Consider the following 23,674-nt stretch of genomic DNA (forward strand, 5'->3'; position numbering starts at 1 on the left):
CACGTTGAATGTCCGTTTTGCCAATGCTCACCCTGACCGCACTGTTATAATTTGTCCAGCTGAAGGGGCTAAAAGCTTCCCTGTTACCTCCCAGCTTTCCATCAAGGAGTAGGACGATGAGCACATTCACCACCCATGACGGCACCGAGATTTTCTATAAGGATTGGGGCAAGGGCCAGCCGATCGTGTTCCATCACGGCTGGCCGCTGAGCTCAGACGACTGGGACAACCAGATGCTGTTCTTCGTCGAAAAGGGCTACCGCGTCATCGCCCATGACCGCCGCGGCCACGGCCGCTCGTCGCAGACCGCGACCGGCAATGAGATGGACACCTACGCCGCCGATGTTGCGGCGCTCGCGGCGCATCTCGATCTCAGGGATGCGATCCACATCGGCCACTCGACCGGTGGCGGCGAGGTGGCGCGTTACGTCGCGCTTTATGGCGGCGGAGGCCGTGTTGCCAAGGCGGTGCTGATCGGCGCCGTGCCGCCGATTATGGTCAAGACCGACAGCAACCCCGGCGGCTTGCCGATCGAAGTCTTCGACGGCTTTCGCGCGGCTCTGGCCGCTAATCGCGCCCAGTTCTACAGGGATGTGCCGGCCGGCCCGTTCTATGGCTTCAACCGCGACGGCGCCAAGATCTCGCAAGGCGCCGTCGACAATTGGTGGCGCCAGGGCATGATGGGCGGAGCCAAGGCCCATTACGACTGCATCAAGGCATTCTCGGAGACCGATTTCACCGACGATCTCAAAAAGATCGAGGTTCCCGTCCTGATCATGCATGGCGACGACGACCAGATCGTGCCGATCGCCGATTCCGCGCTGCTTGCGGCCAAGCTGGTGAAGCACGGCACGCTCAAGATCTACAAGGGCCTGCCGCACGGCATGTGCACCACCCATCCGGAGATCATCAATCCGGATCTGCTGGCCTTCATCCAGGGCTGACATCTTCCATATCGGACGGGCAGCGCAGGCTCGTGCTGTCCGTCCGTTGCCTGAGCATGATACGGCGACGGATCACGCTCGAGCGTGATCAGCTTGCGCTGCCGACGAGATTTGCTTGATGAATGGTCGGAGTGGAGAGATTCGAACTCCCGACCCTCTGGTCCCAAACCAGATGCGCTACCAGGCTGCGCTACACTCCGAACGGTCTGTTGCCTATTGATTTCGGCCCGCCAAAGCAAGCGTAAAAAGCCATCGGCCTTGCTGCCGGCGCCATTGCGCAGTAATGACGGGCTAGTGCATGGCCAGAGAATAGTAATCTGGTTTCGAGGTCGTGTGCTTGCAACCAGCAATGAGGTGGTCATGTCAGCCCGCATTTTCAGCCCAGCCAAAACCGCGATGCAGTCCGGCAAGGCCAAGACCGGCTATTGGGTGCTGGAATTCGATCCGGAGCAGCGCAAGAAGATCGATCCGCTGATGGGCTACACCACGTCCGGCGACATGCGAAGCCAGATCAGGCTGACCTTTGACACCAGGGAAGAGGCGGTCGCCTATGCCGAGAAGGAAGGGCTGTCTTTCCGCGTCGAGGAGCCGAAGGAAATCAAACGCCGCCAGATTTCCTATGCGGAGAATTTCCGCTATGACCGCAGGACGCCCTGGACGCATTGATCTCATACCGGCCCTGCCGGCGCCAACAATCAGCCGGTCATGCGGCCGGCCAGCGGTCCCGTAGCTCAGCTGGATAGAGCACCGGCCTTCTAAGCCGATGGTCACAGGTTCGAATCCTGTCGGGATCGCCAATATTTCAGCGTCCATTCCGGACAGGTTCACTCGCCAGTCGCGAACAGGATTTCCAACACATGACAGCGATGGGCGCGGCGGCATTGCTGATCCTGGTCCTGACCTATGCCGGCGTCGCCATCGGCACGATACCAGGGCTACGCCTCGACCGGGCAGGCATCGCGCTGCTCGGCGGTGCGGCGATGATCGCCATCGGCGCGCTCAGCATGGAGGACGCCTACCGCGCCATCAGCTTCGACACCATCACGCTTTTGCTCGGCATGATGATCGTCGTGGCGCATCTGAAAGTGTCCGGCGCTTTTCGCGCGCTCGGCGGGTTCGCCATTGAGCATGCGCATGCGCCATTCATGCTGCTGGTGATGGTGACGCTGTTGACCGGCGTCCTGTCGGCATTCCTGGTCAACGACGCCATCTGCCTGGTCATGGCGCCGATCGTCGTCCATGTCACCCGCGTCATCAACCGCAACCCGGTTCCCTATCTGATCGCCACCGCCACGGCCTCGAATTGCGGCAGTGTCGCCACCATCACCGGCAATCCGCAGAACATGGTCATCGGCGCCCTGTCGGGGATTTCCTATCCGGCCTTCTCGGCGGCACTTGCACCGGTCGCGGCGTTCGGCCTCTTCGCCGTCATCGTCATCATCCGCATCGTCTACCGCGCCGAATTTTCGCGCAAGGCCGAGCTCAGCCCCGAAGTCTATCGCGGCCGCATGCTGCCGGGGCAGGTGCTCAAGGCGGTGGTCGTCTGTATCGGTTTGGCGGTCGCTTTCTTTGCCGGCGTTCCCGTAGCCAAGGCGGCGCTGATTGGCGGTGCGATTCTGTTGCTGACCCGCGCCATCAAGCCTGAGCGCATCTATCGCGAGATCGACGGGCCGCTGCTGTTCATGTTCGCCGGGCTGTTCATCGTCGTCGCCGGTGCCGAAAAGACATTGCTGACGCCCGACATCGTCGCTTCGGCAAAGGACCTTGGGCTGAATGATGTCTGGCGGCTGTCCGGCTTCACCGCAGTGCTGTCCAACATCATGAGCAACGTTCCGGCCGTGCTGGCGCTGCGGCCGTTCATACCCGGCCTGGAGAATCCAGAGCGTGCCTGGCTGGTCGTCGCCATGAGCTCGACCCTGGCCGGCAATTTCACGCTGCTCGGCTCGGTCGCCAATCTGATCGTTGCCGAGCACGCGCGGGTCTCCGGCAAGCCGCTGGGCTTCATCGCCTTCTTCAAGGTTGGCCTGCCATTGACGCTGGTCACGCTTCTTGTCGGGACGGCATGGCTGGCGGCCTAAAAGCACGTCGCGTTCGACCGGCCTCATGCGACGCGCTTTAGGCTCTTGTTTTATGCATGTCGTTATCGCAAAACCGCTGCACACTTTTGCGCGACAGGCATTAGCCAGTCAGGGCGATGTCACCGTCACATGGCCCTTCATATTGGGATGGAAGCGGCAGAAATAATCGACCGATTCGGCCTTCTTCACCATCAGGCTTGCTGCCTGCTTCGGCGGGATCATCACTTCCCAGCCGCCGTTGACGGTTGCCGTGTGGGCGAACACGTCCTTGTTCACCCACTTGATCGTGTCGCCGACCTTCGCCTCGATGTTTCCGGGCGAAAACACAACCTTGTCGATCGTCACCTCAATGGTTTCGGCCTTGGCAGGTGCGGCGCCGATGGTCAGCGCCAGCGCAACCCACAGATGCCGCCTCGACACCATTGGCCCGATCCTCACTTCAGCATACCGGCGACGTGTTCGGCGTGCTGTTCGTGGCCCTGGAATATTTTCAGGCCGGTTTCCAGCAGGCTCTTCAGCTCGGCATTGCCGGCCGACGGGATCAGCAGAGTTTCGAGCGCGCCATTGACCTGCTTGTGGTAGGCCACCTCGCTGGCGACATAGGCCTTGTCGAACGCCGCGCCCTTGAGCTTGGCAAGCTTGGCACGTTCCTCGGCCGCCGCCTTGGTCAGCGCTTTGCTGGTCGGATTGTCCTCAGGCGTGACCTTGAGCTTCTTGACCAGGTCGAGAGCCTGTTTGTTGACGGCCTCGTGATCCCGCACCATGTCCTTGGCGAAATCTACGACCTCTTTGTTTTTCGATTTCTGCAGCGCCTGCTTGGCCGCCTCGACGTCAAGCACGCCCGCTGTGTAGGCGATATGTGCGATCTGCGGATCGGTCGGCTTGTCGGCAGCTTGCGACAAGGGCGCTGCGCTAAGCAGGAAAAATGCGGCCAGTGCCGTGGTCGATCGAATAAACATGATGCTCTCCTTCGCCCCGACGCCGAGCTGCATCGGGCTTCGTTTTCAGTGATGCTCATTGGATGCAGGTCGCCGGAAAACGTTCCCGCGAAAATCGACGCGACCTATCCGGAAAGACCAAGCCGCTGCATCACGGCATTGGTCAGCCGTTCACAGCGCCGGCCCGCGAACGGAAACGCGTCGAGCAGCACCGGGCCGATCTGGTCGTCCAGCGCCTTGCGCACCAGCGCACGAGCGCGGTGCAGCCGGGTCTTGATGGTTTCTGGTCGCACGCCAAGCAGTTCGCCGGTCTCCTCGATGCTCAGCCCCTCGATGACTCGCGCCACGAACACCAGCCGGTAGACATCGGGAAGACTGTCGGTTGCCCGTTCGACAAGCTCAAGGATCTGCCGTTGCGCCATCGTCCGCTCCGGATCGTCGCTCGGGTTGAGGGGAAACCGGATGATTTCGGCTTGCGGATTTTCAGGTATCGCCACCATTCGCCGCCTTTTGCGCAAGCGGCCGAGCGCTTCGTTGATGACGATACGCGACAGCCACGTGGCGAGCGAGGCATCGCCACGAAAGGCCTCGAGGTGGGCAAACGCCCTGACATAGGCCTCCTGGACGATGTCCTCGGCCTCGCTGTCGTTGCGCACAACGCCGCGGGCGATGCGGTAGAGCCTCTGGTTGTGCGTCTTGATGATGGTGCGGAATGCATCGCCATCGCGTGCCAGCGCGCGGCCGACAAGCTGCATGTCGCCGGAAGCGGCGGACGTTGCCGTCAACACAGCCGGCATTGGCGATCTCCTGATAGGCTTCTCATCGGGATATTGGATGCATCGGCCGACAAAAGGTTCCCGACCGATCCGCCGGCCAGCCTCGATCCGCATCAAGCGCCGGCAGAAGCTATTCTATCGCTTCCGCCACGCCGGCGTCTCTATTTTGTAGACGCCGCTTCATCGGCTGATCGGTCGCCATGACACCGCTCAGGATCGCAGTGTTTCCAGGCTGTTACGCCGATTCCTGACTCAGTCTGGCAAGGTGCTGGCTCAGGCCTCTGCGGCCGCCGCCAGCCCGCGCGCCAGGTCGGCCTTCAAATCCTCGACATCCTCGAGCCCGATCTGCAGGCGCACCAGCGGTCCGTCATACGGGCCCTTGGCGACGGTACGGTCGCCCAGGAATACCGGCACGGCAAGGCTCTCATAGCCGCCCCAGGAATAGCCGAGGCCAAAAAACTTCAACGCGTCGAGGAAGGCGTGCTGCTGCTTCTGTCCGCCGCCTGCAAGGACGATAGAGAAGATGCCGCTCGATCCGCAAAAATCGCGCTTCCACAAAACGTGGTCGGGATGGCTGGGCAGCCCCGGATGCAGCACCTGCGCCACGCCCGGCTGGCCCTCCAGCCAGCCGGCGAGGGCAAGCGCGCTCTTTTGATGGTGCTCCAGCCGCACGCCCATTGTGCGCAGGCCGCGCAGCACCTGGTAGACGTCATCCGGCCCGGCGCAGCATCCCATCGTGTTGAACGTCTCGCAAAGCTGCTTCCAGCAGGCTGCGTTGGCCGAGACCGTGCCGAGCAGCACGTCGGAATGGCCGGCCGGGTATTTCGTCGCCGCATGGATCGAGATGTCGACGCCATGGTCGAGCGGGCGGAAGTAGAGCGGCGTCGCCCATGTGTTGTCCATCATGACGATGGCGCCGGCGGCATGCGCTGCCTTGGCGATGGCCGGTAAGTCCTGCACCTCGAAAGTGTTGGAGGCCGGCGATTCGGTGAACACCACCCTGGTGTTGGGCTTGATCAGCGCCGCGATGCCGGCGCCGATGCGCGGTTCGTAATACTCGACCTCGATGCCCAGCCGCTTCAGCATCGTGTCGGCGAAATTGCGGGTCGGGTGATAGACGGAATCGACGATCAGCAGATGATCGCCGGCCGACAGGAAGGCGAGCAGCGGCAGCGTCACCGCCGCCAGGCCCGATGGAACCGCGACCGTGCCCGCAGAGCCTTCCAGCGCATCGATCGCGCTGTTCAGCGCATCGGTGGTCGGCGTGCCCCGCGTTCCGTAGGTGTATTTCTGGCTGCGTGAAGCCATCGCCGCCGCGTTGGGATAAAGCACGGTCGAGGCATGCACCACCGGCGGGTTGACGAAGCCGAAATAGTCATGCGGGTTGTTGCCGGAATGGGCGAGCCGCGTGTTGATGCCCATCTCGCTGCCGTCTTTTGCCATTGCATTTCGTCCCGTGAGTAGGTCGTTAGCCATAGTGCGGCGGCATTGGCCGCGCAACCGCACCGCACTCGCCAGGCAAAGGTCTTGAATATGCCAATTCAGCAATGCGCCGTAGATCCGCAGGGCGCCCGGCGCGGTCGGGAAGTCGCGGTCGGGAAGGCGCGATCGGATTTTGCCGGCTTTATTGGCGCGTTGACCGATTTGCGGGCGCGTTTGTCTGCGATTCAGGCATTTCAGCCAGTTGGTTTTCAAAGTCTTTCGGATTTGGTCATTTCCCTTGACCTCACAGGAATAATCGCCTTCGATGTTGTTCGTGAATGGGAGACAGCGCGTCGGTTACGATGCGGGATTCCGGTAATGGGCCGGGATACGAAGCTGCGTTCACACGGGAAAAAGTCAGGTTCGCCTGGAAAAAACAGAAAAGGGTCTGTGGGTCATGAAACACATTGCAATCGGCGTTTTGGGCGCCGCCGCGTTTGGATTCGCGGCTTCGGCCGCATCCGCGAGCACGCTCGACGACGTCAAGGCGAAAGGCTTCATCCAGTGCGGCACCAACACAGGTCTTGCTGGCTTCGCGGCGCCGGACGACAAGGGTGAATGGAAAGGCATCGATGTGGATTTCTGCCGCGCCGTGGCGGCCGCCGTCTTCGGCGATGGCACCAAAGTCAAATTCACGCCGCTCAGCGCCAAGGAGCGGTTCACCGCGCTGCAGTCGGGCGAGGTCGACATCCTGTCGCGCAACACCACCTGGACCATCAACCGCGATACGGCACTTGGCCTGAACTTCGTCGGCGTCACCTATTATGACGGTCAGGGCTTCATGATCAACGCCAAGAAACTGCCGGGCGTCAATTCGGCGCTGCAGCTTTCGGGCGCGGCGGTCTGCGTGCAGAGCGGCACCACGACCGAGCTCAATCTCGCCGACTACTTCAAGGCGAACAAGATGGAATACAACCCCGTCGTCTTCGAAAAGCTGGATGAGGTCAACGCCGCCTATGACGCCGGCCGCTGCGACGTCTACACCACCGACCAGTCGGGTCTCTACGGCATCCGCCTGACGCTCAGCGCGCCGGCCGACCATGTCGTGCTGCCAGAGATCATCTCCAAGGAACCGCTCGGCCCGGCCGTGCGCCAGGGTGACGACCAGTGGTACCACATCGTCAAGTGGACCTACTTTGCGCTGTTGCAGGCCGAGGAACTGGGCATCACCCAGGCTAATGTCGACGAGATGAAGAACTCGGACAATCCTGAGATCAAGCGCGTGCTCGGCCAGGAAGCCGACACCAAGATCGGCACCGATCTCGGCGTCTCCAACGACTGGGTCGTCAACATCGTCAAAGCAGTTGGCAACTACGGCGAAATGTTCGAACGCAATGTCGGTTCGGGCAGCCCGCTGAAGATCGCGCGCGGCATCAACGCGTTGTGGACCAAGGGTGGCCTGCAATACGCTCCGCCGATCCGCTGATCGAAATGTGATCCGGAAGACAGCTTCCTGCCTTCCGGTTTCTCTTTCCAGGGGATGGTCGCCAGAAGGGTGGTGGTTTAATGGCATCGCAGGAAATTCTTCGCGAGGAGCCAAGCCGCGGTTCCTTCATCAATGATCCTCGCGTCCGCGGCATATTCTTTCAAGCACTGGTCCTCGTCCTGCTGGTAGCGGGTGTCTGGTGGGTCACCCACAACGTCATCGCCAATTTGACGCGGCTGCACATCGCTTCCGGCTTCGGCTTTCTCAAGGGCCGCGCCGGCTTCGACATCAGCGAAAGCGCCATCGCTTATTCATCGGATTCGACCTATTTCCGTGCCATCCTGGTTGGCTTTATCAACACCGTGATCGTTGCTGTCGTCGGCATCATCACCGCCACCATCATCGGTTTCATCGTCGGCATAGGCCGGCTGTCGCATAACTGGCTGATCAGGAAGATCTGCACCGTTTATGTCGAGGTGTTCCGCAACATCCCACCGCTGCTGGTCATCTTCTTCTGGTATTCCGGCGTGCTCGCCGTGCTGCCGCCGCCGCGCGACAGCATCAATTTGCCGTTCGGCTCCTTTCTCAACCAGCGCGGCTTCTATTTTCCCCGCGCTATGTGGGGCGAGGGATCCTGGCTGATCCTGGTCGCACTGCTCCTCGGCATCGCCATGGCCTGGTTCGTCGCCCGCAAGGCGCGACAGCGGCAGATGGCGACGGGGCAGCCATTCCCGGTGTTCTGGACATCCATAGCGTTGATCGTCGGCCTGCCGCTGCTGGCCTACGCGCTGAGCGGCTTTCCGCTGAGCTTTGAATTTCCAAAGCAGTCGACCTTCAATCTCGTCGGTGGCTTTCAGGTCAGGCCCGAGTTCCTGTCACTCTATCTGGCGTTGTCGTGCTATACGGCCGCCTTTATCGCCGAGATCGTGCGCGCCGGCATCAGGGGCGTCAGCGCAGGCCAGACCGAGGCGGCCGCTGCACTCGGGCTGCGCTCGGGATCGATCCTCAGGCTTGTCGTCGTGCCGCAGGCGATGCGCATCGTTATTCCGCCGCTGACCAGCCAGTATCTCAACCTGACCAAGAATTCCTCACTCGCCATCGCCATCGGCTATCCGGACCTGACGGCGACGGCCGGCACGGTCTTGAACCAGACCGGGCAGGCAGTCGAAGGCGTGGTGATCATGATGGCGGTGTACCTGGCGCTCAGCCTGATCACGTCGGCGGTTATGAACGTGGTGAACGCCAGGATGGCGCTGGTGGAGAGATAAGGCCATGCAAGAGCACGATATGTCCTGGGTGCGGACGGAGATGGCGCTGGCGCAGCCGGCGCCGTCGAGCGAGCGCGGCCTCGGCGCCTGGGTCCGCAAGAATCTGATCGCGTCGACCGGCGACACCATCCTGACCATCATCGGCATCGTGCTGGTTGCCATGATCCTGCCGCAGATCGTCAATTGGGCTTTCATCAACGCCCAGTGGACGGGACCGGACCGCACGGTCTGCGCCACCGTGGCGCAGGGCGGCATCCAGCCGGACGGCTGGACCGGCGCCTGCTGGGCCTTTGTCAACGCCAAGTTCGGCCAGTTCATGTTCGGCCGCTATCCCCTGGAAGAGCGTTGGCGCCCGATCCTGGTCGCCATCCTGTTCGTGGCGCTGCTGGTGCCACTGCTCATTCCGCGCGTACCGCGCAAGGGGCTGAATGCCATTCTTCTCTTTTTTGCACTGCCGGTCGTCGCCTTCGTTCTGCTGCTCGGCGGCATGTTCGGCCTGCCCTATGTCGAAACCCCGCTTTGGGGTGGACTGCTGGTGACACTCAGCCTGTCCTTCGTGGGCATCGCTGTGTCGCTTCCGGTCGGCATCGTGCTGGCGCTCGGCCGGCGCTCGAACATGCCGATCGTCAAGCTGCTGTGCGTGATCTTCATCGAGACGGTACGCGGCATCCCGCTGATTACGGTGCTGTTCTTTGCCAGCGTGATGCTGCCGCTGTTCCTGCCGGCCGGCGTCAGCTTCGACAAGTTCCTGCGCGCGCTGATCGGCGTGTCGCTGTTTGCCGCCGCCTACATGGCCGAAGTGGTGCGCGGCGGCCTGCAGGCGATCCCCAAAGGCCAGTATGAGGGCGCCGATTCGCTCGGCCTCAGCTACTGGCAGAAGATGGGTCTGGTCGTCATGCCGCAGGCGCTGAAGCTGGTCATTCCCGGCATCGTCAACACCTTCATCGGCATGTTCAAGGACACCAGCCTGGTCATCGTCATCTCGATGTTCGACCTCCTCGGCATCGTCAAGCAGAACTTCTCCGACGCCAGCTGGGCAACGCCGCAGACGGCCAGGTCCGGCCTGGTGTTCGCGGCCTTCATCTTCTGGCTGTTCTGCTTCGGCATGTCGCGCTATTCAATGTACACGGAACGCCGTCTCGACACCGGCCACAAACGCTAAAAAGGGGACCTTGTCATGGCCATAGAAAACGCCGTCAGCGCGGAAGAGATCAAGGTCAATGCCGCCAAGATGCATATTTCCACCACCGATGTCGCCATCGACATCATCGCCATGCACAAATGGTACGGCGAATTCCATGTGCTGAAAGACATCAATCTGAAGGTGATGCGCGGCGAGCGCATCGTCATCTGCGGCCCGTCGGGCTCCGGCAAATCGACGATGATCCGCTGCATCAACCGGCTGGAGGAACACCAGAAGGGCAAGATCATAGTCGACGGCAAGGAACTGACCAACGATCTGAAGAAGATCGACGAGGTGCGCCGCGAAGTCGGCATGGTGTTCCAGCACTTCAACCTGTTTCCGCATCTGACCATCCTCGAGAATTGCACGCTGGCGCCGATCTGGGTGCGCAAGATGCCGCGGAAGCAGGCCGAGGAAATCGCCATGCATTTCCTCACGCGCGTCAAGATCCCGGAACAGGCCAACAAATATCCCGGTCAGCTTTCCGGCGGCCAGCAACAGCGCGTGGCGATCGCCCGCTCGCTGTGCATGAACCCGCGTATCATGCTGTTCGACGAGCCGACCTCGGCGCTCGACCCGGAAATGATCAAGGAAGTGCTGGAGACGATGGTCGGGCTGGCCGAGGAAGGCATGACCATGCTCTGCGTCACCCATGAAATGGGCTTTGCGCGCAAAGTCGCCAACCGGGTGATCTTCATGGACCAAGGCCAGATCGTCGAGCAGAACACGCCGGCCGAGTTCTTCGACCACCCGCGCCACGAACGCACGAAACTGTTCCTGTCGCAGATCCTGCACTGATCCTGTACGCCGGTTCGTGACAAGGCCGGCGGACCGGGCTCGCTGCCTTGCTCAGGGCCTTACGCGTATTCGACGAGCGCTGACCGTGCGCGGCGCGAGAAGATAGCAAGCGTGCTTCAGGCCGCTCGAGTGGTCACCTTGCAACCTGGTAACTAAGGCCGGCACGGATCATAAGCGCGCCGGCTGCGTTCATTGCCATTAGGAGTTGTATAACAAGCCGCGTGGGCGCGTGCGGCGGCAGGTTAAGGGCTCATCCTGATGCTCATCCAACCGATCGACTATTTCCTCGTCGTCTGGTTCGCGCTGGCGCTGGCTTCGACGCTTTATGTCGGCTTCGACCAATATCGCAACAACCCCGAGCCGGTGGTGATGAAATGGGGCTTCATCCTGGTTACCCTCTACATGGGTCCGCTCGGCCTGCTACTCTACGTGCTCGCCGACAAGGAGCCCCGGCCGGGCGAGCATGAACTCTTCACTCAGCCGCTCTGGAAGCAGGGCGTCGGCTCCACCATCCACTGCGTCGCCGGCGATGCCACCGGCATCATTCTTGCCGCCGCCGTCACGGCGGCGCTCGGCCTGCCGATGTGGATCGACCTGATCGTCGAATATCTCGCCGGCTTTGCCTTCGGCCTGTTCATCTTCCAGTCGCTGTTCATGAAATCGATGATGGGCGGCACCTATTGGGAGAACGTGCGCAAGAGCTTCCTGCCCGAATTCATCTCGATGAACTTCATGATGGCCGGCATGGCGCCGGTCATGAGTTTTCTGATGATGGGCCGCGACATGCGCGCAATGGAACCGACGGAGCTCTTATTCTGGGGCGTGATGTCGATCGGCGTCATCGCCGGTTTTGCGCTTGCCTACCCGGCCAACGTCTGGCTGGTCGCCCGGGGGCTGAAGCACGGGTTGATGACGCAGCGCGCGCAGGCAGCCGGCATCAATGGTCGGCAGCAGCCTGCCACGAGGCAACACGCGCAGATGCAAATGCAGCAGGCCGACGCCAGCGGCCATCACAGGCAGCACCACGATATGGCTTCCCACAAAGGCAAAGGCGGCGCCGGTCATCACATGGAGACGGATGCCACGACCCCGCAAGTCGCCGCCCTCAGCATGGTCTCCCTGCTGGCCCTCGCCATCGGCATGATCGCGCCGGCGAACTGGCTGAACCTAACCTTGTCGGCGCGCGATGTCGGCGGGGTGATCATGCCGCAAGGCATGATCATGGACCGCGACACGCCGGCCGACGCGATGCGCGACATGGCCGCCACCGATCCTCGCCTTGTGGCCGCCTCTTATGATCTGACGGCAAAGGGTGACCAGGACCTGCCTTTTCGAATGGAGAACGGCATCAAGGTGTTCGAGCTCAGGCCTTCGGTGGTCCGCTGGCAAATCCTGCCTAACGTTGCGGTCGACGCCTATGCCTATAATGGCCAGATTCCCGGCCCGCGAATTCATATTCGCCAGGGCGACCGGATCAGGATCAACGTCACCAACGGCCTGCCTGAGGAAACGACGGTGCATTGGCATGGCCTGATCCTGCCGAACCAGATGGATGGGCCAGCCGAAATCACGCAGGCGCCGATCGAGCCCGGCCAATCCTATTCATACGAATTCACCGCAACCCAGCACGGAACCTATTTCTACCACCCCCACGCCAAGCCGGACCGGACCCAGGCGCTCGGCCTCTACGGTGCGCTGATCATCGATCCCGCCAATCCCGCCGATGAGGTCGCGGCCGACCATGATTACGTCATCGAGCTTCAGGAATGGCTGGTGCGGGAAGGGCTGACGTACCCGTCGATGCCGATGGACGGCGGCATGCCGAATTTCTTCACCATCAACGGCAAGGCCTATCCCTCGACCGAGACGATCCCGATGAAGGTCGGCGAGACGCTCAAGGTGCGGTTCATCGGCACCAATAACGGCTTCATCCATCCGATGCATATCCATGGCGGACCGTTCGAGGTCGTTGCCCGCGACGGCGAGACGATCCCTGCCTCGGGTCGTTTCCTTGCCGATACGGTCAATGTCGGGCCGGGTCAGCGCTACGACGTGATCTGGAAGGCGCAGCGTCCGGGCAAATGGCTGATCCATTGCCACATCCCGCATCACACCACGAACAACAATGTCGAGGAGAAGGGCGGCGGCGGGCTGATGGTCGTGATCGATGTGACATGACCGGCGTCGGCTTGGCTCGTTCCAACCGCTGCACCGGCCCGGACGCCATGCAGTGGCTGAAACCATGTTTTCTCTTAAGCTGATGTGATCTGCCAGACAGCGACGCCGGCAAGGGCGAGACCGGCAGCGCCCTCGATGGCCCGGGAGATGGTTTCGAACAGCCGTGGCTGGCGCGCGAAAAACTGTACAAGCCGTTCCCGAAACACGATCGACAATACCGCGACGCAGGACAGCGTCAGCGCCACGCCGACCATCACGGTGATGGCAAACAGGACGCCCGCTGCCGGAACACCCCTGGAGATCGCGAAAGTCATCGCGAAAAGCGTCAGCGGGCAGGGGATCAGGCCTGCCATCACGCCGACAGCCTCGCCTTCGTGCCTGTGGTGATGGCTGTGGCTCAAAGCGCGCCAGAGCATCCAGACGCCAATGAGGCCGAGCAGCCCACGACTGATATGCTCCAGGAGCGGAGCGCGGCCAACGCTGCCCAATGCTATGGAGACCAGTGGCAGCGAGAGAGCCGCAATCAGAACGGCAATCGTCACATGCGTGAACGATAGCGTGATAGACACGAGCAGGCCGCGCGAGACCTTCGCATCCGAACCGGCAAGATAGGTCGCCAGGACCGCCTTGCTATGACCCGGCGTCAGCGCATGGGCAGCCCCGAACACGACGCCCATCGGCAGGAAGGCCATGAATGCCAGCCAATTGCCTCCGGCCGCAAGCAGCTTGATCTGCTCGCCGAGCGTCAGATAGATCGTGCGCTGAAATTCGACGAGCGTCTGGAACATCGGACGAGACTAGCAGAAAATCGGCGAGCGTCAGTGCATGTGGCCGTGGTCATGCGTGTGCTCGTGAGGGTGCGGATGGTCGTTCTCTCCACGTTCCGTTGAAAACCGGACATTCGCCTCAGCCAGGGCTGGCATATGCTGGGACAGTTCGTCTTTCAGCGCTGCCGCGATCTTGTTCGCCGCCGACAGCGGTAAGGTTTCGTCCGCGGCAATTGCGATGTCGGCGTGCAATCTATGACCGACCCAGCGCGCCTTAGCATCGACAATATGCGCGCCCGCAACATGCTCGGCGGCATGTCGGATTTCATCCATCACACCGGGTTCGATTCCGTCCAGCATGCGGGTCAGCACCGAACGGGCCGATTGCCACACGATACCGAAGATCGCAATCGTGATCAGCAGGCCGACGATCGGGTCGGCCAAGGAAAAGCCGAGCCAGACGCCGATGGCTCCGATGACCACGGCAAGGCTGGTAAGTCCGTCGGTGCGGGCGTGGTAGCCGTCGGCAATGAGTGCCGCGCTGTTGATTTCGCGGCCGACGCGGATACGGAACACGGCAACCGCCTCGTTGCCGAGGAAGCCGACAATGCCCGCCGCCGTCAGCCAGCCGAGGTGTGTCACTACTTGTGGATTGATCAGCCTGTCGATGGCTTGGTAGGCGGCGACAACAGCGCTGAACAGGATGATGAGCACGATGATGATGCCGGCCAGATCCTCGACCCGGCCCAAGCCATAGGTAAAGGTCCGCGACGGCTTGCGCCGCGCCAGCACGAACGCAATCCATAGCGGGATCGCCGTTGTCGCATCGCCGATGTTATGGATCGTGTCGGCCAGCAATGCCACGCTCCCCGACAGCACAACCACGACCATCTGCAACGCCGCGGTGATGGCCAGGATTACGAACGACCATTTGATTGCCCAGATGCCCCGGTCGGTGGTAGCAATTGTCGCATCGATGACGCCGTGGGTGTGACCGTGCGAACCGTGATCGCCGTGATGATGTGCGGCGTGCGAGCCGAACCCGAGCCAGTCCAGAATGCGGGCTACGATGGCATTCATAGATACTTCGCCAGCTGCTTGAGTTCCGCCAGCGAGTTGCCGCCGGTTTCCACGCTGTCCGTGAGGCAATGCTCGATGTGATCGTTGATCAGCTCGCGCTTGGCGCTGCTGATGGCCCTTTCGACGGCATGAAGCTGCTGCGCCAGATCAACGCAAGGGCGATGCGCCTCGATCATGGCCAGCACCGCCGCAAGGTGGCCTTGCGCGCGCTTCAGGCGCTTTACGATGGAAGGATGTGAGGCGTGGAGGTGATCTGACATGCCTCCAGCATATCCTCCCGGGGAGGATACGGGTCAAGCTCTAAGTCAGCTGTGCAATTTCCGGAGAGGCTTCACCTTGAACATTGCTTGGTCTATGCCTTCCCCATGAAGAAGCTTGCCCGTTTTCTTGGCCTGCTGGTCGTTACAGCAGTCCTTGCGGTGGCGCTGGGCACGCTGCTGCCGCGCCCGCTCTGGCCGGCGGCCGCTGCCGATCCGATCGGCGCAAGCCACCGCATCCTGGTGCTGAAAAACCCGATCCACACCGACATCGCCATCCCGGTCGACGACGACGTGCGCCGGCGCTTCCACTTCCTGGTCGATGCCGGCATTCCGGCCGACATGGCGGAGGTCCGCTACATCGTCTTCGGCTGGGGAGGCCGCGCCTTCTATCTCGAGACGCCGACCTGGTCGGAACTGAAGGCAGTGCCGGTGATGAAGGCGCTGACCGTCGATGCTTCGGTGATGCATGTCGACATTTCAGGCGAAATCGCCGAGCCGCATCCCGACGTCGCCGGCTTCGACGTAAGTGAGGAACGCTTTGCGGCGCTGCTCGATTTCATTGCAGCAAGCTTCCAGCGGGGGCCGAACGGGGCCATTCCGATCGAGAATGCGGCCTATTCCCGCTTCGATCGTTTCTTCGAAGCCAATGGCCATTTCAACGCGCTGATCGGCTGCAACACCTGGACGGCGGCGGCACTGCGCACGGCCGGGCTGCGCACCGGCTGGTGGAACCCGCTGCCAGCCTCGCTCGGCCTGTCGATGCGGCTTCACAATTGAAGAGGGTTCCGGCTGATCAACGCCGCGATCCTTCGAGCCCTCCTTTCGCCAATCTCTAACGTTGCAGGACCTAGCAAGGCGCCGAAACTGCCAATCTCCCTCCTTGTGGGGGAGATGTCCGGCAGGACAGAGGGGGGCGCTGTCCCGCCGGCCTATCGAGCTTTTTATCGCCGATCCCCAGACTCGCGCGCCCGCTAGCCATAAAGCCAATCAAGATCGGCGGCGAGCTTTTCGGGTGAGCGCATCGCCAGGAACAGGTTGCGGGCCATCGCCACCGGCCCGGCCGCGTGCCAGGCGAGGCGGTTGACCGCGCCGCGGCGGGCGACCTGGGCGACGCGCGGCCGCCGCGCCTGTTCCCAAGCGGCAAGCGCGCCGCTGAGATCGGCAGGCGAGGTGGCAACGAAGCCGGCAAGCGTCGCCGCGTCCTCGATCGCCATCGCCGCGCCCTGTGCGGCAAAGGGCGTCATCGCATGCGCCGCATCGCCGATCAGCGCGACGCCTTCCGGTGTCGTCCACCGCCGCTGCTCGACGGTGTGGATCGGCCATGCCGTCCACGGCGCCGCCTCGCTCGCCAGACGGACCAGCGCCGGCGCGGTACCGCGCATGGCGCTGACGAGGATGGCGGGGTTGGCATGCCCCGACCAGCCCTCGGCGATGCGCTCGCCCCTGGTGAAGGCGGCGAGGTTGAAGGCAGTGCCACGGCTGACCGGATAGGCGACCATATGGAAGCCGGGATAGAGGAATGCGGTAACGCAATCGGGCGCACCGATCGCTGCAAAGGCTTGGCCAGCAGGGCTGTCGGCACCGACGGTGGCGCGCCACGCCAGCTCACCTGAAAACCGGCTACTACCGAATTCGGCCGCTTTGCGGGCCAGTTGTTCTCGCACCGACGACCAGACGCCATCCGCGCCGATCAGCAGACAGCCAGCCTCGACCGTTTCGCCATCAGCCGATGCAGTGACGGCAACAGCTTTCGGTCCGGCTGCGATGTCGGTCACCCGCGCGCCAGCGACCAGTTCGATCCCGGGCTGCTCCGAAACCCGCTGCATCAGCGCTGACTGCAGATCGGCGCGGTGGGCGACGAGATAGGGTGCCCCCCAGCGCGTTTCGGCGGCCGGGCCAAGCGGTACGCGCGCCAGCTCGCCCAGCGTGGCGGCATCCTTGAGCACAACCGCCTCCGGCCGCACCGCCGTCGGCAGCAGCCGATCGAGTACGCCGAGTTGTCGAAGAATGCGTGTCGCGTTGGGCGACAACTGGATGCCGGCGCCGGCAGCCTCGAGGTGCTGCGCCTGTTCGAACAGTTTTATCCGATAGCCGCGCTCGGCGAAGGCCAGTGCCGCGGTCAGCCCGGCAACGCCCGCCCCGGCGATGACGACCTGCCGGGACTGCGTTTCCTGCATCAGGCTTGTCGCAGGAGAATCAGGCGGCCTGGTCGATATAAAGGCAGCCCGGCGGCACCGTTTCCAATGCCTTCAGCTTCGGCGAATAGCGATAGAGCGTCGAGCAGTAGGGGCAGACCTTTTCATTGTCGTCGCCCATGTCGAGAAATACATGCGGATGGTCGAAAGGCGGATTGGCGCCGGTGCACATGAATTCCTTGACGCCGATGTCGATTGCCGGATAGCCCGCATCGTTCTGGAAATGGGGAATGGAACCGCCTGCCATCGTCGTCTCCTGATCTTGTCGATTGCATCTGGATCATAACCCGTCTCTTTGCAAGATCGATGAAATGAAACTGTCGCAAAAGCCTGTCAGAGGATAAGTTAAGCCGGTTAACACCGTAATCCGCGGACGGGTGTGAGAAGAGCAGGAACTATGAACGAACTGAAGCCGGTCCAGAACGAATTCATCACCATCGAGGCTGCGAGCCGCGAAGGCGGCAATCCTGACCGCTTCGTCAACCGCGAGTTTTCCTGGCTGCAATTCAATCGGCGCGTGCTCGAGGAATCGCTGAACGCCAATCATCCGCTGCTCGAGCGCGTTCGCTTCCTGTCGATATCGGCGGCCAATCTCGACGAGTTCTTCATGGTCCGCGTCGCCGGTCTTGCCGGCCAGGTGCGCGAGGGCATCGTGCTGAAGAGCCCGGACGGGCGCACCCCCGAGCAGCAGCTCGAACAGCTGTTGCGCGAGGTCGAGCGCCTGCAGGAGGACCAGCAGAACAGCCTTTCGGCGCTGATGCTGCAGCTCAACAAGGAAGGCATCGAGAGCATCACCCGCGATGCGCTGACCAAGGACGAGAAGACCTGGCTCGAGGACCATTTCCAGGAGCAGGTGTTTCCGGTCCTGACGCCGCTGTCGATCGACCCAGCGCATCCGTTTCCGTTCATTCCCAATCTCGGTTTCTCGATGGCGCTGCAATTGCGCCACCGCAAGAACGGCGAGGAAATGAGCGCGCTTTTGCGCCTGCCGGTAGCGCTGAGGCGCTTCATCCGCTTGCCGGATCGCAAGCATCACGTCCGCTTCGTTCCGCTCGAAGAGGCGGTCAGTCTCTACATCGGCAAGCTGTTCCCCGGCTACGAGGTCAAGGGCTCCGGCACGTTCCGCATCATCCGCGACAGCGATATCGAGGTCGAGGAAGAATCCGAAGATCTGGTGCGGCTGTTCGAGACGGCGCTGAAGCGTCGCCGCCGCGGCTCGGTCATCCGGATCGAGTTCGACAGGCTGATGCCGTCCGAATTGCGCGACTTCGTCGCCGGCGAGCTTGGCGTCTCGGCCAGCCGCATCAGCGTGCTTACCGGGCCGCTGGCGCTTAGCCAGATCTCGGAGATCGTCGCCGTCGCTCGCGACGATCTGAAGTTCACGCCCTACAATCCGCGCTTCCCGGAGCGCATCCGCGAGCATGGTGGCGATTGCTTTGCCGCCATCCGCGAGAAGGACATCATCGTCCACCACCCCTACGAATCCTTCGACGTGGTGGTGCAGTTCCTGCGCCAGGCGATGGCCGATCAGGAAGTGGTGGCGATCAAGCAGACGCTCTACCGCACCTCCAACGACAGCCCGATCGTGCGGGCTTTGGTCGACGCCGCCGAGGCCGGCAAGTCGGTGACGGCGCTGGTCGAGCTCAAGGCGCGCTTCGACGAGGAGGCCAACATCCGCTGGGCGCGCGACCTCGAGCGCGCCGGAGTCCAGGTCGTCTTCGGCTTTCTCGAGCTGAAGACCCACGCGAAAATGTCGCTGGTGGTGCGGCGCGAGGATGGCAGGCTACGCAATTACGTGCATCTCGGCACCGGCAATTACCACCCGGTCACCGCGCGCATCTACACCGACCTGTCCTTCTTCACCACCGATCCGACGATCGCGCGCGATGTCGCGCAATTGTTCAATTTCATCACCGGCTATGCCGAGCCGGCCGAGCAGATGCGGCTGGCCATATCGCCGTTCACGCTGCGCAACCGCATCCTCAAGCATATTTCGGACGAGATCGGCCACGCGCTGGATGGCAGGCCGGCTCGCATCTGGATGAAGATGAATGCGCTGGTCGATCCGATCATCATCGATGCGCTCTACGATGCCAGCCGCGCCGGCGTCGAGATCGATCTCGTCGTGCGCGGCATCTGCTGCCTGAGACCGCAGGTGCCGGGCCTGTCGGAGAACATAAGGGTGAAGTCGATCGTCGGCCGCTTCCTCGAGCACAGCCGCATCTATTGCTTCGGCAACGGCCACGGCCTGCCCTCGGACGGGGCGATCGTCTACATCTCCTCGGCCGATTTGATGCCGCGCAATCTCGACCGCCGGGTCGAGACCATGGTGCCGATCACCAATCCAACTGTGCATGAACAGGTGCTCGGCCAGATCATGCTCGGCAACATCATGGACAACCAGCAAAGTTTCGACGTATTGGCTGACGGAACCTCCCGGCGCGTTGTGCTGGAGGAGGGCGAGGAACCGTTCAACGCGCAGGAATATTTCATGACCAATCCGAGCCTGTCCGGACGGGGCGATGCGTTGAAGTCGCATGCGCCCAAGCGCATCGCGCAGTTCAAGCGCCGCAAGAAACAGAACGCAGCGACGGGCTGATGATTTCAGCGTCCCAGGGCCGGCTTCAGGACCGCCGACCGCTGTCCATCATCGATATCGGGTCGAACTCGATCCGTCTTGTCATCTATGAAGGGCTGGCGCGCTCGCCGACCTTGCTGTTCAACGAAAAGATGCTCGCCGGCCTCGGCCGCGGCATCGTTTCGACCGGAAAGCTCGATCCCGAGGCGGTGACGCGCTCGATGGAAGAGTTCCGCCGTTTCCGCGCGCTCTCCGACCAGGCCGGCGCCGAGCGCATGTATGTGTTGGCGACCGCCGCCGCCCGTGAGGCGGTCAACGGCCCCGACTTCATCCACCGCGCCGAGGATGTACTCAAGACCGAGATCCAGGTGCTGAGCGGCCGCGAGGAAGCCCATTATTCGGCGCTCGGCGTCATCTCCGGTTTCCACCCGGCCAACGGCATCGCCGGCGATCTTGGCGGCGGCAGCCTCGAACTGATCGATATCGACGGCGAGGCGATCGGTGACGGCATCACCCTGCCGTTGGGCGGCTTGCGCCTGCAGGACATGGCGAAGAACTCGCTGACCCAGGCGGCAAAGATCACGCGCGAGCAACTGGCGCGGGCGAAATTGCTGAAGGGCGGACAGGGCAGGGCCTTCTACACGGTCGGCGGCACCTGGCGAAACCTCGCCCGTCTGCACATGGAAATGACCAACTACCCGCTCGGCGTCATGCACCATTACGAGATCGGCATCGAAAGCGCCGCGAGCTTCCTCCGGCAGGTCGCCAAAGCCGAGATCGATAAGGTCAAGGGCATCGAGGGCGTCTCCAAGAACCGCCGCTCGCTGCTGCCCTACGGCGCCATCGTGCTGCAGGAGATCATGGCGGCGATGCAGCCGTCGAAGATCATCGTGTCGGCGCTGGGCGTGCGCGAGGGCTTTCTCTATTCGCTGCTCGACAAGGCCGAACAGAAAGCCGATCCGCTGATCTCGGCGGCGGAAGAGCTTGCCCGCCTGCGCTCGCGATCGGTCGACCACGCGCATGAGCTTGTCGAATGGACCGGTAAGGCCTTCGCTGCCTTCGGCATCGACGAAACCAGGGATGAGGCGCGCTACCGCCACGCCGCCTGCCTGCTTGCCGATATCGGCTGGCGCGCCCATCCCGAATATCGCGGCAAGCAATCGCTCAACATCATCGCCCACGCCTCGTTCATCGGCGTCGACCATCCCGGCCGCGCCTTCCTGGCGCTTGTCAGCCTGTTTCGCCACGAGGGCGTATTCAATGAAGCCGCTCCGGAAATCCGCGGGCTGGCGACACCGCGCTATCTCGAACGCGCCCGGGTATTGGCGGCGCTGTTGCGCGTCGTCTATCTGTTGACCGCGGCAATGCCGAGCGTCATGCCGCGGCTGAAATGGGAAAACCGCGGCAATGGCGTGCTGGCGCTGGTGCTGCCGGCAGCGCTGGCCGATCTTTACGGCGAGCGGCCGGCTGGCCGGCTGGCACAGCTGGCAAGAGTCACCAACCGCCGGCTGGTGCTGGCGGTCGAGGGCGGGCCAAGCATGTCTGTGAAGTGAACGGGCGGTCCAAGGCCGGATTTCGGGACGTGGGGTAAACGCAGAGCGAAAAATTCCATGACCATCCCATCGTCATCTCCGTCCGTAGCTGCAGCCGAAGCGCTCGGCTTCGATCCAGCGATCCACCGCAAGCTGCTTGCCGGGCTCGAGTCCGGCCTGTTGCGCGACCTGCACATCGTTCTCGCTGCCCGCTCCGAGAAGGTCTTCCTGGAGCACTATGCCGAGGGCAGGGACGAAGAATGGGGGCGCCCGATCGGGCAGATCGCCTTTGACGCCGGCACGCTGCACGATCTGCGCTCGGTAACGAAGAGCATCGTCAGCCTGCTTTACGGCGTTGCCCTCGACACGGGACTGGTGCCGCCACCCGATGCGCCGCTCTTCGCGCTGTTTCCCGAATACGCCGATCTCGCCGCCGATCCCGCGCGTGAGAAGATCACGATCGGCCATGCGCTGACGATGACGCTCGGCATGGAGTGGGACGAAAACCGTCCCTATTGCGATCCGCAGAACAGCGAGATCGCGATGGAGAACGCGCCCGATCGTTATCGCTTCATCCTTGAGCGGCCGATCATCGCCGACCCTGGGAGCCGCTGGATCTATTCCGGCGGCAGCGTCGCGCTGGTTGGCGCGATCATTGAAAGAGGCTGCGGCAAATCCCTGCCGGATTTCGCGCGCGAGGCGCTTTTCGCGCCGCTTGGAATCGAGCGCTTTCACTGGTCGGCTGGTGGTGACGGCGTCGCCTCCGCAGCGTCCGGCCTCAGGCTGGCGGCCCCTGATCTTTTGAAGATCGGCCAACTCCTTCTTCGCAAGGGTCTGTGGAATGGAGAGAGGATCGCGTCGGAAGGCTGGATAAACGCGTCGTTAACAGCCACAATCTCGACGCCGGACGGCCTTGGTTATGGCCGGTTGTGGTTCACCGGCGACGCGCCGGCGCCAGCATTCGCCGCCCCGAAATCATGGTATGGGGGTTTCGGCAATGGCGGACAGCGGCTCTGGCTGATGCCCGAGGCCGACATCGCCGCCGTGATCTATGCAGGCAAGTACAACGCCCAGGATGCCTGGGTGACGCCGACCCGCGTCTGGCGCGAGATCATTCTGGCCAATTTCCTGAACGCCTGATGATCTGTGCTGACGCCAGTCTTTCAGGTCGCTTCGGCACCGACGCCGATGCCACGCCCGTCGGCCGACCAGGCGCCCGCACCAGCCATTGCCAGCGCCAGAAAACCACCTGCTATGGCAATGTCCTTCATCAGCATCTGTGAATGCAGGAAGGTCAGCGTCGGATCGTCGCCGCCTTGGCCGTAATGACCGATGAAGGCGGTCGCGATGCAGAAGGCGGCGAGCAGCAGCGCCACGATCGGCGTCTTGAAGCCGACGAGGATGAGCAGCCCGGCGATCAGCTCGAACAGCCCCGTGCCCCAGGCAGCGAGTGTTGGCAGCGGCAGTCCGAGGCCGGCGAAATAGCTAGATGTGCCGGCGATGTCGGCAAGCGCATGGAAGCCGGACGGCACGAACAGTGCGGCGAGCAGCAGCCGGGACAGCAAGAGCAGCGCATTGCGGGGCATGATTCACCTCCGTTATCAGCGGCCGTTTTGGCCCAGCGCCCGATCTTAGCAGAGTTCCGGCCAGCAGATCGACCGACGCATTCCGACAACGAAAAAGGGGCACGGAAAATTCCGCGCCCCTTTTGTCTAGGCAATGCTGGGCCGCTTCAGCCGCGCTTGGCGTCGATCGAATACGCGCCGGCACCCGAGGAGGCGAGCACGAGGAAGCCGCCGGCAATGCCGAGGTTCTTCATGAAATTGATCATCTGCATCTGATCGGCCCAGCCGGTGTGGGCGACCAGCGCGGTGGCGACGGTGAAGATCGCCATCACCCAGCCGACGATCCGGGTCTGGAAGCCGACGAGGATGGCGAGGCCGCCAAGCAGTTCGATGAGGCCAACGACAATGGCGGTCACCATCGGCAGCGGCAGGCCAAGGCTGCCGAAATAGCCGGCCGTACCGGCAATCGCCGTCAGCTTGCCGAAGCCGGAAAGCAGGAAGATGACCGAAAGCAGGATGCGGCCGAGCAGGATCGTGCCCGAGGCGCCGGAGGCGGTGCCGGACCCGGCAAACGAAGTGTTGGTGGACGTGTTGGTGGACATGCGTAACTCTCCAGAAGGGTTTGG

At 62.6% G+C, this 23,674-nt stretch carries 23 protein-coding genes and 2 tRNA genes; 13 read left to right on the top strand and 12 right to left on the bottom strand.

What is annotated here, in order from left to right; genetic code table 11:
- Positions 1–116: 116 nt before the first annotated feature.
- Positions 117–944: an alpha/beta fold hydrolase gene (locus NKH05_RS11205; protein WP_352495572.1), complete on the top strand. Its 828-nt coding sequence runs from the start codon at positions 117–119 to the stop codon at positions 942–944.
- Positions 945–1,067: 123 nt separating this feature from the next.
- Here NKH05_RS11205 and NKH05_RS11210 read toward each other — a convergent pair.
- A tRNA-Pro gene (locus NKH05_RS11210) sits at positions 1,068–1,144 on the bottom strand.
- 160 nt (positions 1,145–1,304) lie between these two features.
- On the opposite strand from NKH05_RS11210, the gene NKH05_RS11215 reads away from it, so the two are divergent.
- The 3 genes from NKH05_RS11215 (at position 1,305) to NKH05_RS11225 (ending at position 3,022) form a co-directional block, all read left to right on the top strand.
- Positions 1,305–1,610 (top strand): ETC complex I subunit, encoded by a 306-nt coding sequence (locus NKH05_RS11215; protein WP_352515784.1) that lies wholly within the window; start codon positions 1,305–1,307, stop codon positions 1,608–1,610.
- Positions 1,611–1,664: 54 nt separating this feature from the next.
- Positions 1,665–1,741, top strand: a tRNA-Arg gene (locus NKH05_RS11220).
- Positions 1,742–1,801: 60 nt separating this feature from the next.
- Positions 1,802–3,022: an anion transporter gene (locus tag NKH05_RS11225; RefSeq protein WP_352495570.1), complete on the top strand. Its 1,221-nt coding sequence runs from the start codon at positions 1,802–1,804 to the stop codon at positions 3,020–3,022.
- Positions 3,023–3,130: 108 nt separating this feature from the next.
- Here NKH05_RS11225 and NKH05_RS11230 read toward each other — a convergent pair whose 3' ends face one another.
- From NKH05_RS11230 to NKH05_RS11245, 4 genes are all read right to left on the bottom strand, one after another.
- Positions 3,131–3,445 (bottom strand): cupredoxin domain-containing protein, encoded by a 315-nt coding sequence (locus NKH05_RS11230; protein WP_352481771.1) that lies wholly within the window; start codon positions 3,443–3,445, stop codon positions 3,131–3,133.
- An 11-nt stretch (positions 3,446–3,456) separates the two neighbouring features.
- On the bottom strand, positions 3,457–3,981 hold the full coding sequence (locus NKH05_RS11235; RefSeq protein WP_023719753.1) for a DUF4142 domain-containing protein: 525 nt from the start codon (positions 3,979–3,981) through the stop codon (positions 3,457–3,459).
- Positions 3,982–4,085: 104 nt separating this feature from the next.
- Positions 4,086–4,757 (bottom strand): RNA polymerase sigma factor, encoded by a 672-nt coding sequence (locus NKH05_RS11240; protein WP_023719752.1) that lies wholly within the window; start codon positions 4,755–4,757, stop codon positions 4,086–4,088.
- A gap of 252 nt (positions 4,758–5,009) precedes the next feature.
- Positions 5,010–6,179, bottom strand: a complete 1,170-nt coding sequence (locus tag NKH05_RS11245) for a cystathionine beta-lyase (RefSeq protein WP_352588592.1) — start codon at positions 6,177–6,179, stop codon at positions 5,010–5,012.
- A gap of 436 nt (positions 6,180–6,615) precedes the next feature.
- Here NKH05_RS11245 and NKH05_RS11250 point away from each other — a divergent pair, with 436 nt between their 5' ends.
- The 5 genes from NKH05_RS11250 to NKH05_RS11270 all read left to right on the top strand — a co-directional run bounded on the left by NKH05_RS11250 (position 6,616) and on the right by NKH05_RS11270 (position 13,071).
- On the top strand, positions 6,616–7,644 hold the full coding sequence (locus tag NKH05_RS11250; protein WP_023719749.1) for an amino acid ABC transporter substrate-binding protein: 1,029 nt from the start codon (positions 6,616–6,618) through the stop codon (positions 7,642–7,644).
- An 80-nt stretch (positions 7,645–7,724) separates the two neighbouring features.
- Entirely contained in the window at positions 7,725–8,912 is a 1,188-nt protein-coding gene (locus NKH05_RS11255) for an amino acid ABC transporter permease (RefSeq protein WP_023719748.1), read from the top strand.
- A gap of 4 nt (positions 8,913–8,916) precedes the next feature.
- Complete coding sequence (locus tag NKH05_RS11260) at positions 8,917–10,074, top strand: amino acid ABC transporter permease (protein ID WP_352481769.1); 1,158 nt, start codon at positions 8,917–8,919, stop codon at positions 10,072–10,074.
- Between the two features lie 69 nt (positions 10,075–10,143).
- The gene (locus NKH05_RS11265) at positions 10,144–10,893 is read left to right on the top strand and encodes an amino acid ABC transporter ATP-binding protein (protein ID WP_031194215.1); all 750 of its coding nucleotides are present in this window, start codon (positions 10,144–10,146) and stop codon (positions 10,891–10,893) included.
- Between the two features lie 258 nt (positions 10,894–11,151).
- The gene (locus NKH05_RS11270) at positions 11,152–13,071 is read left to right on the top strand and encodes a multicopper oxidase domain-containing protein (protein WP_352495569.1); all 1,920 of its coding nucleotides are present in this window, start codon (positions 11,152–11,154) and stop codon (positions 13,069–13,071) included.
- 74 nt (positions 13,072–13,145) lie between these two features.
- Here the strand turns inward: NKH05_RS11270 and NKH05_RS11275 are convergent, their stop codons facing one another.
- From NKH05_RS11275 to NKH05_RS11285, 3 genes are read right to left on the bottom strand one after another with little or no spacing between them, the layout of a single operon-like run.
- The gene (locus NKH05_RS11275; protein WP_352481766.1) at positions 13,146–13,859 is read right to left on the bottom strand and encodes a HoxN/HupN/NixA family nickel/cobalt transporter; all 714 of its coding nucleotides are present in this window, start codon (positions 13,857–13,859) and stop codon (positions 13,146–13,148) included.
- Positions 13,860–13,889: 30 nt separating this feature from the next.
- The gene (locus tag NKH05_RS11280) at positions 13,890–14,918 is read right to left on the bottom strand and encodes a cation diffusion facilitator family transporter (protein ID WP_502895887.1); all 1,029 of its coding nucleotides are present in this window, start codon (positions 14,916–14,918) and stop codon (positions 13,890–13,892) included.
- Entirely contained in the window at positions 14,915–15,178 is a 264-nt protein-coding gene (locus NKH05_RS11285; protein ID WP_023677629.1) for a metal-sensing transcriptional repressor, read from the bottom strand. Before NKH05_RS11285 ends, NKH05_RS11280 begins: the two co-directional genes overlap by 4 nt.
- Before the next feature lie 105 nt (positions 15,179–15,283).
- On the opposite strand from NKH05_RS11285, the gene NKH05_RS11290 reads away from it, so the two are divergent.
- Positions 15,284–15,955 carry a TIGR02117 family protein gene (locus NKH05_RS11290; RefSeq protein ID WP_352495568.1) on the top strand — a complete coding sequence of 224 codons (672 nt, stop codon included), beginning with the start codon at positions 15,284–15,286 and terminating at the stop codon, positions 15,953–15,955.
- Positions 15,956–16,149: 194 nt separating this feature from the next.
- Here NKH05_RS11290 and NKH05_RS11295 read toward each other — a convergent pair whose 3' ends face one another.
- Entirely contained in the window at positions 16,150–17,355 is a 1,206-nt protein-coding gene (locus NKH05_RS11295; protein WP_352495567.1) for an FAD-dependent monooxygenase, read from the bottom strand.
- 19 nt (positions 17,356–17,374) lie between these two features.
- Positions 17,375–17,620 (bottom strand): zinc-finger domain-containing protein, encoded by a 246-nt coding sequence (locus tag NKH05_RS11300; protein WP_023722726.1) that lies wholly within the window; start codon positions 17,618–17,620, stop codon positions 17,375–17,377.
- A gap of 150 nt (positions 17,621–17,770) precedes the next feature.
- Between NKH05_RS11300 and NKH05_RS11305 the strand changes: the two genes are divergently transcribed.
- From NKH05_RS11305 to NKH05_RS11315, 3 genes are read left to right on the top strand one after another with little or no spacing between them, the layout of a single operon-like run.
- Positions 17,771–19,972, top strand: a complete 2,202-nt coding sequence (locus tag NKH05_RS11305) for an RNA degradosome polyphosphate kinase (RefSeq protein ID WP_352495566.1) — start codon at positions 17,771–17,773, stop codon at positions 19,970–19,972.
- Positions 19,972–21,504, top strand: coding sequence for an exopolyphosphatase (gene ppx, locus NKH05_RS11310; protein WP_353025395.1), 1,533 nt, complete (start codon positions 19,972–19,974; stop codon positions 21,502–21,504). The genes NKH05_RS11305 and ppx overlap by 1 nt, the downstream gene beginning before the upstream one ends.
- A gap of 57 nt (positions 21,505–21,561) precedes the next feature.
- A complete protein-coding gene (locus NKH05_RS11315) occupies positions 21,562–22,623 on the top strand; it encodes a serine hydrolase domain-containing protein (RefSeq protein ID WP_352495565.1) in 1,062 nt (353 codons plus the stop codon).
- A 23-nt stretch (positions 22,624–22,646) separates the two neighbouring features.
- Here NKH05_RS11315 and NKH05_RS11320 read toward each other — a convergent pair whose 3' ends face one another.
- Positions 22,647–23,069, bottom strand: coding sequence for a DoxX family protein (locus NKH05_RS11320; RefSeq protein WP_023722730.1), 423 nt, complete (start codon positions 23,067–23,069; stop codon positions 22,647–22,649).
- A gap of 146 nt (positions 23,070–23,215) precedes the next feature.
- Entirely contained in the window at positions 23,216–23,650 is a 435-nt protein-coding gene (locus NKH05_RS11325; RefSeq protein ID WP_023722731.1) for a DoxX family protein, read from the bottom strand.
- Between the last annotated feature and the right edge of the window lie 24 nt (positions 23,651–23,674).

The sequence above is a fragment of the Mesorhizobium sp. M1399 genome, from assembly GCF_040317735.1.
Lineage (GTDB): Bacteria > Pseudomonadota > Alphaproteobacteria > Rhizobiales > Rhizobiaceae > Mesorhizobium.